We start from the raw sequence: 15,046 nt of genomic DNA on the forward strand, positions 1-15,046 counted from the left end.
ATCTCTCGAACATCCGTCTCCGTTCTGACCGCCTTCCGAGAAGGGGAGGCGACTTCGTGCATCGGCGCCGATCTCTCCCATCTGCGCACGCTGATCGCTGGTCGGCTGCCTGCTAGCCTTTGACCATGCCCTCTCGTGTCACCCTCGTTTGCGCTGCCATGTTGTTCTCACTTACAGCATGCGGCAGCGGCTCACCAACGGAGGGCCCGCAATCTGCCGATGCGGGGCCAGACAGCTTCCCCACCGTCAAGTTCAATCAATCGTTGACGGCGGACGTGACGTCGGCGCAGCTCGAAGACTGGTCGGATCGAGGCCTCCTGCCCGTGGCACCGGCCCACGGGGGCGCTTTCGAGACCATGACGAATGCTCTGCGAGCCTCGGATCCGGCCCCCGATGTGGTCATCTTCGGTGACTCCATGACCCAGCAGGGACTGGACCCCACCGAGCTGGGCCAGCTCCTGTCTGCGGCGACCGGTGACGAGGTGTCCGTCTTCAATGGCGCAAGCAGCAGGGCGCGCTGGGGGATGAACCTCTTGTTGGCCCGCTACATGGTCAGTCTCGACGACCTGCCGTCGGTCGCACTGATGGGCATCTCCACCCGCGCGGCGGAGCGTGACGACTTCTACAAGTCGGAGGGCTCGAAGTCAGCGTTCTCATCGATGGTGGAGGGATGCGACCGACCCATCAGTGACACCTGGGACGAAGAGGACGCCGCGCGGTGCGAGCGCGACGTCGCCGACCCGCTGTTCCGGTTCCGTGTCGGCGGGGAACAGGTGGCGCGGGCTCAGGAAGGTCTGCCGGCGCAGACCAGCCTGCGGATCAACGAGGGCAGCAGGCTGCGCTCTGACGGTTTCATGGTCCATCCCGGCGTCAGCGCGGCCGAGGCCGAGGAGATCAGCGACACCCGGATGGAGCGCGGATTTCCAGGTTTTCCGACGGTGCACGATGAAGCTGTCGCCGACTTCGGGAGCGTCGCAGATCTGCTGCGCAGTCATGGCGTGACCGTGCTCGCCTTCGAGATTCCGTATACGCCTGTCCACCAGGCGAACCTCGAAGAGGCAGGACGCGACTACGACGCCCGCCGGCAGGACTCGGCTCAGTCTCTGACCGCCCCCCATGACGTCCAGCTGTTCCCGGTGGATGAGTTCGGCCCCTGGTGGGGCGATGGCGACAGCCGGGATGCCATCCATCTCGCACCCCAGGGCGCGAGCAAGTTCGCACGCCAGCTCACCGAGATCCCGGGTTTCATCGACGAAGTTCAAGAAGGCCTCGCCGACTGAGACGTCAGCGGAGACTCACAGGAGTCAACGGCGCCACCCCTGCCTTCTCCTCTGACCGATGGTGTTAGACCTGGAATGCCGCCCGGGTCGAGTCCACGATCCTTTCGTAGACCGGCAGCACCACCTCGAGCTGTGCCCCGAGAATGTTGAATCCGTGACCCACCCCTCTTGAGGTCGAGGTGGTCGACCAGAGCTCCTGCCTCGCGAAGCCGCTCGGCGTAACGGGCTGCCTCCCCACGGAGCAGGTCCTTCTCAGCCGAGACCACCAGCGCCGGCGCGATGCCGGTGATCGGGCCGGCGTCGTGCTCGCCGGCAGGTGACGCGAGCCGGTCCTTGCGCTGGTCGATGTTCGGACAGTACGAAACGTTGAACACCGGGCCCAGCCGGATGAGGAACTTCTCTTGTCCAGCCGACCACTTCTTCGCGGCGGGAATGGTCAGATCCAATGCCGGGTGCATCAGCACCTGCAGGGAGATCCGCGGAGCAGCTGACTCCAGGGCAAGCCGCGCGGCGCCTGCCGCGAGCGCACCCCCTGCTGACTGGCCCCCCATAGCCAGCTTCCGGCCCTCCCACCTCCGCTCGAGCGTGGCACCCCAGACCGCGACGTCGTAGGCCTGCTCCACCGGACCTGGGAAGCGTGACTGCGGAGCGGGAATGTAGTCGACATTGAGGACCGTGACCCCTGCATGGAAGGCGATGAACCGACAGAGCGCGTCATCCTGTTCGGGGTGGCGCATCACGAAGCCTCCGCCGTGAAGGTTCACGTACACACCCCTTGCGACGGGCCCTCCCGGCGGTGAGTACGGGATCGCGCGGAGCTCTCCGTGCCGGGTGGGGATCGAGATCTCCTCGGTCACCGCCGGTATATCAGTGAAGGCTGCTGGCCCCTTCACCCTCGATGAACCCGGCGCCTTCTGCGTGAGCATGGCAAGACCATCGGCAAGCCACAGAGACAGTGCCATCACAGTTCCTCTCCCTCGATCAGATCAGCAGCCCCCGCCGGGGTGCTGATGATCTGACATCACCGCGACGCCGACGGCAACCTCCCAGCCCACCCCTGAGGACCCCTTCAGGTTGACGTGACCATATGAACTGGACCATAGTGTCACTGTCACCTTAAGGAGGCCTCGCCATGGCCGCGCCGTCGAACCTGCAGACCGAGCTCGCCGTGAGCACGGTGGTCTTCGCGCTGCGTCCGCACCCGGAGACCGGGGAGCTCACGCTCTGGCTGCCGCTGGTGCGCCGCATCCGCGAACCCTTCCTGGGCCAGTGGGCACTCCCCGGAGGCCCCCTGGAACCCGACCAGGACCTGGTCAGCTCCGCGCGCGCCACCCTGCTGGAGACCACCGGTCTGGCTCCGCGGCACATGGAACAGCTCTACGCCTTCGGAGATGTGGACCGCTCCCCGGCCAGCACCCGGGTGGTGTCCATCGTCTACTGGGCGCTGGTGCGCCAGGACGAGGACACCGACGCTGTGGAGGGCGAGAACCTGGAATGGTTCCCCGCCGATGACATCGCCGAGGAGGCCGGCGTGCTGGCCTTCGATCACGGCGTGATCCTCGCCTACGCCCTGGACCGGCTGCGCGCGAAGGTCACCTACTCCCCCATCGCCCACGCCTTCCTCCCCGAGAGGTTCCCGCTGGCCGAGCTGCGCCGGGTCTATGAGGCGATCCTCAACCGGGCGCTGGATCCGTCGAACTTCCGCCGCCAGATCCTTGCCCAGGGCACCGTCGAGGACACCGGCGAGCGCATGACCGGCACGGCGCACCGCCCGCCGCGGCTCTACCGCTCCAACCCCCACCGCACCCGTTACACCCTCACCATCCAGGAGACACCATGACCGCCTCGGTCCATGACCTGATCACCCTGACCCCGAAGGACAGCTGCAACACGAAGCTGGCCGCCGGGCCTTGGGACTTCGACACCGTCCCGGGCTACGGGCCCGGCTCCTCGCAGGCCGATCGACTCCCTGACCCGGTCTCCCGCCCCGGTCAGCTGCCCGAGCGCTACCAGCTGATGCCCGAGGCCGAGCTGTACGAGCGGATCGTGGCCGCGAAGGCGACGCTCGGCGAGGAGCTGGTCATCCTGGGCCACTTCTACCAGCGCGACGAAGTCATCCAGCACGCCGACTTCGTGGGCGATTCCTTCCAGCTGGCCAATGCCGCGCTGAGCAAGCCAGAAGCCAAGACCATCGTCTTCTGCGGAGTCCATTTCATGGCCGAGACCGCGGACATCCTCTCGACTCCTGAGCAGTCGGTAATCCTGCCCAACCTCGCCGCCGGCTGCTCCATGGCGGATATGGCCGATGAATCCTCGGTGGAGACCGCATGGGAGGAGATCTGCGAAACATACGGGGTGGACCCGGAGAACATCACGCCCGACGCCGAGGGCAAGGTCCCGATCCTCCCGGTGACCTATATGAACTCCTCCGCCGCACTGAAGGCGTTCTGCGGCCGCCACGGCGGGATCGTCTGCACCTCTTCCAACGCCGCGACCGTGCTGGAATGGGCCTTCCAACGCGCCCACCGGGTGCTGTTCTTCCCGGACCAGCACCTGGGCCGCAACACCGCCAAGGCCATGGGGGTCCCACTGGAGCAGATGCCGCTGTGGAACCCGCGCAAAGCCCTGGGCGGGAACACTGCCGAGCAGCTGCGCGAGGCCAAGGTCCTGCTCTGGCACGGCTTCTGTTCGGTGCACCGACGCTTCACCGTGGACCAGATCACCCAGGCCCGCGCCGCGGACCCGCAGGTGAAGATCATCGTGCACCCCGAGTGCCCGATGGAGGTGGTCGACGCCGCCGACGCCGCCGGCTCCACCGACGCGATCCAGAAGTTCATCGCGGCCTCCTCCCCCGGGGACACCATCGGGATCGGCACCGAGGTCAACATGGTGAACCGGCTCGCCGCCCAGTACCCGGACCGCACCATCTTCTGCCTGGACCCGGTCATCTGCCCGTGCTCCACCATGTACCGGATCCACCCGGGCTACCTGGCCTGGGTGCTGGAGGAGCTGGTGGCCGGACGCGTGAACAACCAGATCAGTGTGGATGCCGCGGTCTCCGTGCACGCGAAGGTCGCGCTGGACCGGATGCTCGCCGCGAAGCCGAAAGCCTGAAGGGACACCGTGGACACGCAGCTCTCGGCCCGCGACATCGACGCGGTCATCACCCTCGCGCTGGCCGAGGACATCCCCTTCGGGGATCTCACCAGCGTCGCCTTCGTCCCGGCCGATGCCAGCGCGCACGCCCAGCTGGTGGCACGGGAACCCGGTGTCCTCGCCGGTGGTGAGATCTTCGCCCGCACCTTCGCCGCGCTGGACCCCGGCGTCGTCGTGAGTCTCCAGACCGACGACGGCGCACGGTTCGGTCCTGGGGATGTGCTGGCCAGCGTGCAGGGCCCCGCCCGGGCGATCCTCGGCGCCGAGCGGGCGGCGCTGAACCTGATCCAGCGACTCTCCGGGGTGGCCACGCTGACCAGCGAGTATGTCGCCGCCGTCGCCGGCACCGGGGTGCGGGTCACCGATACCCGCAAGACCACCCCGGGGCTGCGCGCGCTGGAGCGCTACGCGGTGCGCTGCGGGGGTGGGCACAACCACCGATTCTCACTCTCCGATGCGGTGATGGCCAAGGACAACCACCTCGCGCTGGTGGGCGACTCCCCCGAGGCGCTGACCACGGCGATCCTCACTGCCCGCGAGCGCCTGCCGCACACCACCCACATCGAGGTGGAGGTGGATCGGGTCGAGCAGATCGCGCCGGTGCTGGCCGGCCGGGCGGACACCATCATGTTGGACAACTTCACGTGTGAGGACCTGCGCCGCGGGGTGGAGCTCATCGACGGGGCCGCCCTGGTGGAGGCCTCCGGCGGGGTGAGCCTGGAGACCATCGCAGCGATCGCCGGCACCGGGGTGGACCTGATCAGCGTCGGTGCGCTCACCCAGGGTGCCCGCGCCCTGGACCTGGGGCTGGACATGGATCTCGGGGCCGGTATCCACGTCGAGGTCGACGCTGCTCTGGCTGGCGGGCTTGATGTGGACGGGCCGGGAACCTCGGGCTGATGCTCTACCTGGACGAGTCCGCCGCCGCCCCGGTCAGGCGCGAGGTGCTCGAGGCCATGTGGCCACACCTGACCGGGTATGCGAATCCCTCGAGCGTCCACGAGCCCGGGGCCGCGGCATCACGGGCGCTGGAGACGGCGCGCGCCGAGGTGGCCCGGCACCTGAACGCCCGGCCGGCGGAGATCATCTTCACCTCCGGCGGCACCGAGTCCGACAATGCCGCGGTGAAGGGCATCGCGCTCGCGGATCCGAGAGGTCGCCATGTGCTGATCTCCGCACTGGAACACCCTGCCGTGAGCGAGTCCGCGGCCTGGCTGGGCCGGCTGGACTACGAGGTGGAGACCGTGCCGGTGGATGCGGAGGGTGTGGTCACCCCTGAGGCGCTGGCAGCGAGGCTGCGCACCGACACCACGTTGGTCTCGATCCATTACGCGAACAACGAGGTCGGCACCGTTCAGGACGTCGCCGCACTGGCGGCGCTCTGCACGGAACACCGCGTTCCGTTCCACACCGACGCGGTCCAGGCCGCCGGGACCCTGTCCCTGGATGTGCAGGAGCTCGGGGTCAGCGCGATGAGCCTTGCCGGGCACAAGCTCGGCACCCCCAAAGGCACCGGCGTGCTGTACCTGCGTCGTCGGACACCTTTCGAACCACTGATCCATGGCGGCGGACAGCAGCGAGACCTGCGCTCGGGCACCGAGAACGTCGCCGGAGCGGTCGGGCTGGCGACGGCGCTGCGGCTGGCTGCCGAGACTGACGTCCGGGAGCTCGCCCGGCGCCGCGATGACTTCATCGACGCCGTGCTGGCCCGGGTCCCCGGCGCGCAGCTGACCGGGCACCGCACCCGCCGGCTCGCCGGACACGCGTCCTTCGTGCTTCCGGGGCGCAGCGGGGAGTCGGTGCTGCTGGACCTGGAACGGCAGGGGATCTTCTGCTCCTCGGGCTCAGCCTGTGCGGCCGGCTCCAGCGAGCCAAGCCCCGCGCTGCGCGCCATGGGCTACTCGGAGGAGGTGGCTCAGACCGCGGTGCGGTTCAGCTTCGGGGACTCCGTGACCCCGCAGGACCTGTCCCGCGCCGCCGCGGCGCTGCCCACCGGACCCTGATCGTCAGGACATCGCTGGCGCCCGCCCTGGACCGGTGGCGCAGGCGTAAGGTGATCAAGGGTCCGCCTCCTGTCTGAGCGGGTGGGCCTGACCCGATGTTCTGAACACGGGCGTTTCTGATCACTGACACTCTGATCTCCAGGAGCCACCATGTACGTTCCCGCTGAAGACCGCTACGACAATGCGGAATACCGCCGCGTAGGCCGCTCCGGCCTGGTGCTGCCGCCGCTCTCCCTGGGGCTCTGGCACAACTTCGGCGACGACTTCGCCCTGCAGAACCAGCGCGAGATCATCCACCTGGCCTTCGATCACGGCATCACCCACTTCGACCTGGCCAACAACTATGGGCCTCCCCCAGGGTCGGCGGAGATCAACTTCGGGCGGATCCTGCGCGAGGACTTCGCCGGGCTGCGCGATGAGCTGATCATCTCCACCAAGGCCGGGTGGACCATGTGGCCCGGCCCCTACGGCGGTCCCACCGGGAGCCGCAAGCACCTGCTCTCCAGCCTGGACCAGTCGCTGAGCCGGATGGGCCTGGACCACGTGGACATCTTCTACTCCCACCGCCCCGATGCCGACACCCCTTTGGAAGAGACCATGTCCGCGCTGGACACGGCGGTACGATCCGGCAAGGCGCTCTACGCCGGGATCTCCTCCTACTCCGCTCAAGACACGATCAAGGCCGCGGCGATCCTGAAGGATCTGGGCACCCCGCTGCTGATCCACCAGCCCTCCTACTCGATGCTCAACCGCTGGATCGAGACCGAGGGTCTGCTCGATGCGGTCGAAGAGGTCGGTGCGGGGGTCATCGGCTTCAGCGCACTCGCGCAGGGCATGCTGACCGACAAGTACCTCGACGGGGTCCCCTCCGACTCGCGCGCGGCGACCAAGGGCTCGTTCCGCGACGACTTCCTCACCGAGGAGAACCTCGGGCACATCCGGGCGCTCAACGAGATCGCCTCCGCGCGGGGACAGAGCCTCGCACAGATGGCGCTGGCCTGGGCGCTTCGCGATGACCGCGTGAGCTCCCTGGTGATCGGCGCCAGCCGGCCCGAACAGCTCAAGAGCAACCTGGCCGCGCTGGACCAGCGCTCCTTCACCAGGGAAGAACTGGACGCCGTCGATGAGCACGCCGTCGACGCCGGCATCGACATCTGGGGCTCGGCCCGCAGGAGCACCCAGAGCTGATCCTGGTGCGACGGGAGGGGTGTGCTCGGCGGGTGGTGCGGCGGATGCGTCCGCGCTCCACCCGCCGCACCACCCGATGAACCCGCTCCCTCGCCCGCCGCTTCACCCGATGCGACCATGAGCCAGATCATGCGGTAGACTTTCCTGGTGCTTCCGGCGAGTTTGTTGGAAGAATTTCGGGCTATAGCGCAGCTTGGTAGCGCGTCCGTCTGGGGGACGGAAGGTCGTGGGTTCAAATCCCGCTAGCCCGACAAACATGCAGAGCCTCTGCTTCCTTGTAGAACAAGGGAAGCGGAGGTTCTTTCGCTATTCTGAGACGAACGCCCGCGGCATTCCACATCGAGCTACTAGTGACTTTGCAAGTGACTTTAGTGTGAAGCAGCGATTCTCGCGCATGACCATCTATGGTCGACAGATTGCCGGAGCTACGTACCATTAGACGCTCGGCTCAGGCTAAGGGTTCGCAACCGCTACATCCCCGAGGTGCCAGAGCCCATCATCATGGAGATCGTGGGGCACAACTCTCGTCAGGTGACCCGCGGCTACCGGTCCAAGTACGGACCCGCGGTTCAGAAGGCGATGGAGCAGATGTCTCACCTCATGCAGACAAGGGACGCGCCACACCTCACGTCATAGCCTCTCGGCATGATGGCGTCGTGATCTTCCACCGCCCGCTCTCCGACCTGGGCCGGTGTGGCCTATGTCTGCTTCATCATCGATGCCTTCAGCCGAACGATCGTAGGCTGGCGGGTTGCTTCTACGATGCGTACCGAGACGGTGCTCGATGCCATCGAAATGGCCCGCTGGTCGCGAGGCCCGCGCCACGAGCAGCTACGGTGCCACAGCGATGCAGGATCTCAATTCACATCCATTCGCTACGGCGAGAGACTGGCCGAAATCGGGGCCACTCCTTCAATCGGAACTGTCGGGGATAGCTATGACAATGCTCTCGCCGAGACCGCCAACGGTTACTACAAGGCCGAACTCTTGGATACCCGTCTCTGGAACACGCGTGTGGAACTGGCCAACGCGATCTTCGAGTACCTCGAGATCTGGCACAACCGTCAACGTCGTCACGGCCGGCTCGGCTGGGTCACGCCGATAGAATATGAACACAATCGGATCATCAATGCGGCATGAGAACCAAGAAATTCCGACGCCACCAAACCCGAGACAGACCAGAGTCTCCATCAATCCCAGTGCGGTTCACGGTCTTTCGACTTGAACCCTACGCACGAGTCACATTTCTTCTCGACTACTGGAGCGTGATGCCTCACCTGTTGGAGAACTCACTCAACGGGAAGATCGTGCTCAGGGGCTACGTGGGTGTTGCTGGCCGAACCAATCGTCTTCAAAAGTCGAGCTGGACACGACGGTGGCACATCCAACGAGGGGAATATACGGCGGTAGAGGGGTCTCCCACGTTCACGCCGATCGCGGTGTTGTGGCGCGAGATCTACCTCCGTCTTCCGGAGCGCGCAAGCGATGAGTCGGATCGTCACCCCTCGTCCGGGGTGGCGATCACCCGCGGACTCGCCCATTCCACTATTGATGAGGCGATGTCGCGCTTCGAGCGTCGACCTGCGCCTGAGGAACTCCAGAGTGCACTGGCTGAGATCGCGGAGGGCCGCGGGGACCGGTTCCCCATGATCGGGCATTACGTGTCGGGGGGGCTATGAAGCGCTTGACCGTATGGAGGGACACCTGACTGACTGGACGGATGGCCTCCGTCACCGGTCGCGTCGTCAGAAGAGATTGAAGAAAGAGGTGGAGCGCGATGATGCAGATTAGGCAGCGTCTGCCTACCTGGGAACCGCTCCCATTCCTTGAGCGTTCAGATAGGCAGACCTTCGAGGACTCCCTGGTCGTCTCACAAACGGTTCTTTGTCTTTTCACCTTCACGTGTGCGCACAAAAAAACCGGGGACTCTCCCCTTGTGGGAGAGCCCCCGGCTCTACAAGTGCTTGTTCGTTCGATTTCAGTCGAGCGAGACGCGCACTGGATCCGACAGGAACCCAGCGTTGATGTCGAGTGCACTGACCTCTGCGTCCGCGGGAACGTCGAAGTAGAGCCTACCTTCGATGGAATTGCCCGGGTTGATCTCATCCAGGAGAGACACGGCACCATCAGCGGCACCGTATAGCGTGGCATCTGATGAGTAGTTGAACTCCCGGTCCTGGTCGTCTACCGCGACAAAGTCGCTCGCGAAGAAGTAAGAAGCACTGTCACCGTCGTTGGTTACGATCAGGTCAACAGGCAAAAACTCGCCCTGAGCCTGGGTGTTGAGGAACTCATCGCCGATAGTGTCGGTACGTTCTCCAACGCCTGTGATCGTGATCGACCAGTCGTTAACCGCGAACTGATCCCCAATGGAGAAGGTGTCGCCCCCCTCGGCTTCTTCTTCCTCCGCAGGTGCGGCCTCTTCTTCCTCCGCAGGTGCGGCTTCTTCTTCCTCCGCAGGAGCCTCTTCCTGCTCAGACTGCTGTTCAGGTGTCTGGTCCTCTACGTCAGCACCCGTAGCCTCGTCCTCGTCTTCTCCTCCGCCGGATACAGCGGCGATAATGACAATCACGATTACGAGCAGCCAGAACCACACGCGCTTGAAGAATGGCTTCTTCTTCTTCGGTTCAGATTGGTCGACAGCTGTCGCCCCGGCCTTGTTTTTTCGGGCCATGAAATATCCTCCAAGGTTCCATTGAGTGAATTCCCACACATCCTACAGGTCGAGATGTTAGGAATTCGATCGTTGCTTTACGGTGTCAAGTAGGCCAACAGGGTGGTACGTCTGCGCTGCCGAGCTCACTCTGTTCCTACTGCGGCACCGTCGAGGGATCCCCCTTATCGCCTGTGGGTGAGTAGGGTTCGCTTCAGAAGCTGACACCTGCACCGATTAGGCCGGTCTTTGGACGCTTCACATTGTGACTTGAGACCCACCATCCCAGCACGTGCTGCAACGGAATCCTCATGGCAGGAATCTCCAATGAGTAACCGACGTGGCTGTCTTGGACTACGTCGATAAGGCTGAGCACAGTTAGTCCGTCATCGTCACGCCGCTCGAAGAAGCCCATCTGTTCCCTTGCAATCTCGGCGGTCTCTGAGTCGTCGACAGGCCGGGTCCGGAACTCGGGTACGGCGAGGATCCGGAGCTGCTCGTAGGAAACTTCGTCGAACCTAGCTGTCGAGACTGGTGTGCCGGATATGACGCCAGCCGCCGTCTGCACACGAACTTTGGGACCTATTCCTGCTGTCTCGACGGATTCCACGAGCGAGTGCAATTTCGGATCAACGGCTGGTAGGTGTGTCACGGTGAGTCCAATCTGTCTGCGGTGAGGCTCAGGGTATATCAGACGTGGAGTGACCACCCGTAAGCGAATCCTTCGCCCATGCCATATGAGTGTTGTAAGTGGGAGCGCAGTACACGCGGGGAGTAGAACAAGCGCACTGAGAATCAAACGGTGTTCTGTATCGACTCGAGGACACGTCACGATATTCGTGACTGATCAGTGTTCAAGTCCGGCGTACAGGTTTTTCTGTGCCTGATCGGGTTAATGCCCTTTCGCGGTCTTTCTCGCTGAGACGTGCGGTATTCGAGCGGTCCTTGATGGGGTCCCGGCGTCGTCGCCTTCGTCATCATCGGGGGGCTCTGGGGCCTTGCGTTCACGGGCTTCCCCTATGCCATCGCGCTGCGTACGGGAAGCCCGGCCGCGGTGAACTCCTCCTTCCTGCTGTTCTTCCCCTTCGCCTTCCTCACCACGTCCTTTCTTCCGCAGGAGGCGCTGACCGGGTGGCTCGCAGCGATCGCTGACTACAACCCGATCACCTATCTGCTCGCCGCACTGAGGTCCCTGCTCTCCGAAGGCTGGGTCTGGGCAGACCTCTGGCCTGGCCTGTTGGCGATCGGCATCGTGGGGGCGGTGAGCTTCACGCTGGCCTTCGGCGCGCTGCGCGGCCGCGTCTCACGCGGCTGAACAACACTCCCCTTCCCCAGTGAGGCACTCGGGTTAAGCTGGCCAGCATGACCGTGCCTTCCCGCGACGCCGCCGCGACCCAGAGTGCCACCGCGATCCCCAGCACCAGCGGCACCTCCCACCGCGTCAACCCACGCCTGCGGACCCTGGTGCCGCTGCGCTGGGGCGATATGGACGCCTACGGCCACATCAACAACGTGGAGGTGCTGCGGCTGCTCGAAGAGGCGCGCATCCGCGCCTTCGGGTCGCCGGCCCATACGGGCAGCCCCGTCGGGGAGCCGCTGGCCCCGCTGTTCAACGAGCTTCCTCGGGATGCGCAGGCGCTCGTCGTCGAACACCGGGTGCGGTACCTGGCGAGTCTGGAGTACCGGGATGTCCCCGCCCAGATCGACGTCTGGGTGACCAAGCTCAAGGGCGCGGGGCTCACCCTGGCCTATGAGGTCCGCGACGGCGTGGACGGCACGCGATGCGTGATCGCCGAAACCCAGCTGGCCTTCTTCGACACGGGCTCCAACACGCTGCTGCGACTGACTCCGCAGCAGCGTGCACAGGCCGCGGCGCACCAGGATGAATCCCCTTTCCGCACACCCTGACCCGGCATCCCGCACCGTCTGCATGGACGTCATGATGGGGCTGGTTTGCCGAATCGCGACCTGCGCGAACCATTGAACTCCCAGATCAGCTGATGATGCGTGGATACGATCAAACCCATGCTTCCTCGCGAGAACCTTCCCCATCGCGGACCGGGAGGCAGACCCGCTCGGCACGGCTTCGCGTACCGCGCCCTCGGGCTTGCCACTGCCGCACTCCTGATGACCGCCTGCAGCCCCGCCGTCTTCCACCCTGTCTCCACCCAGGACGCCGGGTCCAGTGCCGCGCCCGGCGATCACCCGCTGCGTGCGCTCGTCGCGGAGGAGGAGCGGCTCGCGAGTGGACAGGCCGAGGCGGAGGCCCAGCGGCAGCGCCTGGAGGATGAGACCGACGAAGAGGAATCAGCCGACGCCGAGGATCCGGTGGAGGATGAAGACCAGGCAGAAGCCGAAGCCCCTGACGAGGAGGATCTCCGGGCGGCGCCCGCTCCGGACGAATCGACTCCAGAAGGCTCAACCCCCGAAGACCCCGATCCTGAAACCCCCGAAGACCCAGACTCAGAAGACTCAGATGCAGCCCCGGAAGACCCCGAGCAGTCCCAGCCTGCGACACCGGCGGACACCCCCAGCTTCACCGGTGATCTCGACAGCTATCTGGACGAGCTCGTCGCCTTCCACCCCGGGGACATCTCGATCAGCGTCGCCGAGCTGGGCGGCCAGGGGCGGACCGGATCGTCCGCAGGTGCGGAGTCCCGGGTCAGCGCCAGCACCTATAAGGTCTACGTCGCCTACGGGATCCTCAGCCGGGTCGAGTCCGGTGAGATGGACTGGGATGACCCGATCGAGGGCGGACGCGATCGCGCCACCTGCTTCGCCGACATGATCTCGGTCAGCGACAACCCCTGTGCCGACGCTTTCCGCGGGGAGCTCGGCTGGGAAGGCCTGCGTGACATCGCCGCCGATACCGGAGGCCCGGCCACGGACTTCATCCCGGCCTACGCACGCAGCTCGGCCAATGACCTCACCGCATTCATGACCCGGTTGGAGTCCGGCTCGCTGGACATCAGCGCTGAGGGCCGTTCGCGTCTGCTGGACGCGCTGGAGTCCAACATCTTCCGCGACGGCATCGACGCGGGCAGCGCCGGGTCGGTGCTGAACAAGGTGGGCTTCATCGACGGCTACCTCAACGACACCGGCATCGTGCGGCACCCGGAGGGCACCTACGTGCTGAGCATCATGTCCGATGGGTCGGACTGGGACTCGATCAACACCCTCACCAGAGACGTCGAGGCCGCCCTGTACTGAGAGTTGCAGTATTGGGCGACCTCGAGGTGTGGCCAGCCGGTCCGGCCTGCTGGGCCGGACCAGGATGCCTACTTGCGCTTGCGCTTCTCGCGCACGCGCATCGAGACCTCGATCGGCGAGCCGGTGAAGTCGAAGGTCTCACGCAGCCGGCGGGTGATGTAGCGCCGGTAGCCCGGATCCAGGAACCCGGTGGTGAAGAGCACGAAGCGCGGGGGCTTGGTGGAGGGCTGGGTGGCGAAGAGGATCCTGGGCTGCTTGCCGCCGCGGACCGGGTGCGGGTGGGCCGCGACCAGTTCCCCGAGGAAGGCGTTGAGCCGTCCGGTGGAGATGCGCCGTCCCCAGCTGGTCAGCGCGGTGTCCAGGGCCGGTGCGAGCTTGTCCTTGTGCCAGCCGGTCAGTGCGGAGACGTTGACCCGCGGGGCCCAGGCGATGTGCGCCAGGTCCCGGGTGACTTCGCGCTCGAGGTAGTAGCGGCGCTCCTCATCCATCAGGTCCCATTTGTTGTAGGCCACCACCAGGGCGCGGCCGGAGTCCACGGCCATCTGGATGATGCGCACGTCCTGCTCCGAGACGGGCTCCTCCACCGAGAGCAGCACGACAGCGACCTCGGCCTTGTCCAGGGCGCGCTGGGTGCGCAGCATCGCATAGTACTCAGACCCCGACGCCATGTGCTGACGACGCCGGATCCCGGCGGTGTCCACGAAGCGCCAGGTCTGTCCGCCGAGTTCGATGAACTCATCGACCGGGTCCATGGTGGTGCCGGCCACGGCGTCCACGACCACGCGCTCGGAGCCTGCCAGCTTGTTCAGCAGCGAGGACTTGCCCACATTCGGGCGTCCCACCAGGGCCACCCGGCGCGGACCGCCGGTGGGGATCATTCCGCCGTGCTCGGCGAACTCGGGCAGCGCCTTCACGGCGGCGTCGAGCAGGTCGCCGGTGCCGGTGCCGTGCAGCGCCGAGACCGGGTAGGGCTCGCCGAGGCCGAGGTTCCACAGGCCGTAGACCTCGCTCATGTGCGAGGGGGCGTCGACCTTGTTGGCGACCAGCAGCACCGGCTTCTTCTTGCGCCGCAGCATCCGCACCACGGCCTCGTCCACGGCGGTGGCGCCGACGAGTCCGTCGACGACGAAGATCACGGCGTCGGCCTCGTCCACGGCCATCTCGGCCTGTTCCGCCACCCGCTTGTGCATCCCGCGGGCGTCCTGCTCCCAGCCTCCGGTGTCCACCAGGGTGAAGTCTTTGCCGTTCCACTCCGCGTCATAGGACACGCGGTCGCGGGTCACGCCGGGCACGTCTTCGACCACGGCCTCTTTGGAGCGGGTGATCCGGTTGACCAGCGTGGACTTGCCCACGTTGGGGCGCCCGATCACAGCCAGCGCCGGTGGGGCGGCGACGTAGGGCTCGTAGTCCTCGTCGTCCTCGTCATAGTCGAGGACGGCGGCGTCCTCCTCGGCCAGCTCGTAGTCGGAGAGTCCCGCGCGCAGCGCGGCGGCGCGCGCGGCGGCCTCCTCCTCGGTGATGGCGGCCAGCCGTTCGGCCAGTCGATCGTCCTCCAC

General features: G+C 65.7%; 13 protein-coding genes, 1 tRNA gene and 1 pseudogene. 11 read left to right on the forward strand and 4 right to left on the reverse strand.

Annotation, left to right across the window (positions count from 1 at the left end; all coding sequences use genetic code 11):
- Positions 1-356 precede the first annotated feature (356 nt).
- Entirely contained in the window at positions 357-1,280 is a 924-nt protein-coding gene (locus LSI54_RS12070) for a hypothetical protein (RefSeq protein ID WP_241478476.1), read from the forward strand.
- On the opposite strand, the gene LSI54_RS12075 is transcribed toward LSI54_RS12070, so the two are convergent.
- Positions 1,259-2,242 (reverse strand): alpha/beta hydrolase fold domain-containing protein, encoded by a 984-nt coding sequence (locus LSI54_RS12075; protein WP_241478477.1) that lies wholly within the window; start codon positions 2,240-2,242, stop codon positions 1,259-1,261. The genes LSI54_RS12070 and LSI54_RS12075 overlap by 22 nt on opposite strands.
- Positions 2,243-2,412: 170 nt before the next feature.
- Here LSI54_RS12075 and LSI54_RS12080 point away from each other — a divergent pair, with 170 nt between their 5' ends.
- From LSI54_RS12080 to LSI54_RS12110, 7 genes and pseudogenes are all read left to right on the forward strand, one after another.
- On the forward strand, positions 2,413-3,120 hold the full coding sequence (locus LSI54_RS12080; protein WP_241478478.1) for an NUDIX hydrolase: 708 nt from the start codon (positions 2,413-2,415) through the stop codon (positions 3,118-3,120).
- Positions 3,117-4,394, forward strand: a complete 1,278-nt coding sequence (gene nadA, locus LSI54_RS12085; RefSeq protein ID WP_241465040.1) for a quinolinate synthase NadA — start codon at positions 3,117-3,119, stop codon at positions 4,392-4,394. The genes LSI54_RS12080 and nadA overlap by 4 nt, the downstream gene beginning before the upstream one ends.
- Positions 4,395-4,403: 9 nt before the next feature.
- Complete coding sequence (nadC, locus tag LSI54_RS12090; protein ID WP_241465041.1) at positions 4,404-5,336, forward strand: carboxylating nicotinate-nucleotide diphosphorylase; 933 nt, start codon at positions 4,404-4,406, stop codon at positions 5,334-5,336.
- Positions 5,336-6,439, forward strand: a complete 1,104-nt coding sequence (locus tag LSI54_RS12095; RefSeq protein WP_241478479.1) for a cysteine desulfurase family protein — start codon at positions 5,336-5,338, stop codon at positions 6,437-6,439. Before nadC ends, LSI54_RS12095 begins: the two co-directional genes overlap by 1 nt.
- 150 nt (positions 6,440-6,589) lie before the next feature.
- Positions 6,590-7,627, forward strand: coding sequence for an L-glyceraldehyde 3-phosphate reductase (gene mgrA / locus LSI54_RS12100; protein ID WP_241478480.1), 1,038 nt, complete (start codon positions 6,590-6,592; stop codon positions 7,625-7,627).
- A 177-nt stretch (positions 7,628-7,804) separates the two neighbouring features.
- A tRNA-Pro gene (locus tag LSI54_RS12105) sits at positions 7,805-7,878 on the forward strand.
- Positions 7,879-8,305: 427 nt separating this feature from the next.
- Positions 8,306-8,767, forward strand: a pseudogene (locus LSI54_RS12110) (IS3 family transposase); the annotation flags it as partial.
- A gap of 838 nt (positions 8,768-9,605) precedes the next feature.
- Here LSI54_RS12110 and LSI54_RS12115 read toward each other — a convergent pair.
- Both LSI54_RS12115 and LSI54_RS12120 read right to left on the reverse strand, forming a co-directional pair.
- The gene (locus LSI54_RS12115; protein ID WP_241470935.1) at positions 9,606-10,301 is read right to left on the reverse strand and encodes a DUF4352 domain-containing protein; all 696 of its coding nucleotides are present in this window, start codon (positions 10,299-10,301) and stop codon (positions 9,606-9,608) included.
- Positions 10,302-10,494: 193 nt separating this feature from the next.
- Positions 10,495-10,989: a hypothetical protein gene (locus tag LSI54_RS12120; protein ID WP_241470934.1), complete on the reverse strand. Its 495-nt coding sequence runs from the start codon at positions 10,987-10,989 to the stop codon at positions 10,495-10,497.
- A gap of 345 nt (positions 10,990-11,334) precedes the next feature.
- Between LSI54_RS12120 and LSI54_RS12125 the strand changes: the two genes are divergently transcribed.
- From LSI54_RS12125 to LSI54_RS12135, 3 genes are all read left to right on the forward strand, one after another.
- Positions 11,335-11,595 (forward strand): hypothetical protein, encoded by a 261-nt coding sequence (locus tag LSI54_RS12125; protein WP_241470933.1) that lies wholly within the window; start codon positions 11,335-11,337, stop codon positions 11,593-11,595.
- A 47-nt stretch (positions 11,596-11,642) separates the two neighbouring features.
- Positions 11,643-12,188, forward strand: coding sequence for an acyl-CoA thioesterase (locus LSI54_RS12130; protein ID WP_342357721.1), 546 nt, complete (start codon positions 11,643-11,645; stop codon positions 12,186-12,188).
- A gap of 117 nt (positions 12,189-12,305) precedes the next feature.
- Positions 12,306-13,490, forward strand: a complete 1,185-nt coding sequence (locus tag LSI54_RS12135; RefSeq protein ID WP_241478481.1) for a serine hydrolase — start codon at positions 12,306-12,308, stop codon at positions 13,488-13,490.
- 68 nt (positions 13,491-13,558) lie between these two features.
- Here the strand turns inward: LSI54_RS12135 and der are convergent, their stop codons facing one another.
- Positions 13,559-15,046: a ribosome biogenesis GTPase Der gene (gene der, locus LSI54_RS12140; RefSeq protein ID WP_241471079.1), complete on the reverse strand. Its 1,488-nt coding sequence runs from the start codon at positions 15,044-15,046 to the stop codon at positions 13,559-13,561.

Source organism: Nesterenkonia sp. AY15 (genome assembly GCF_022565855.1).
Lineage (GTDB): Bacteria > Actinomycetota > Actinomycetes > Actinomycetales > Micrococcaceae > Nesterenkonia.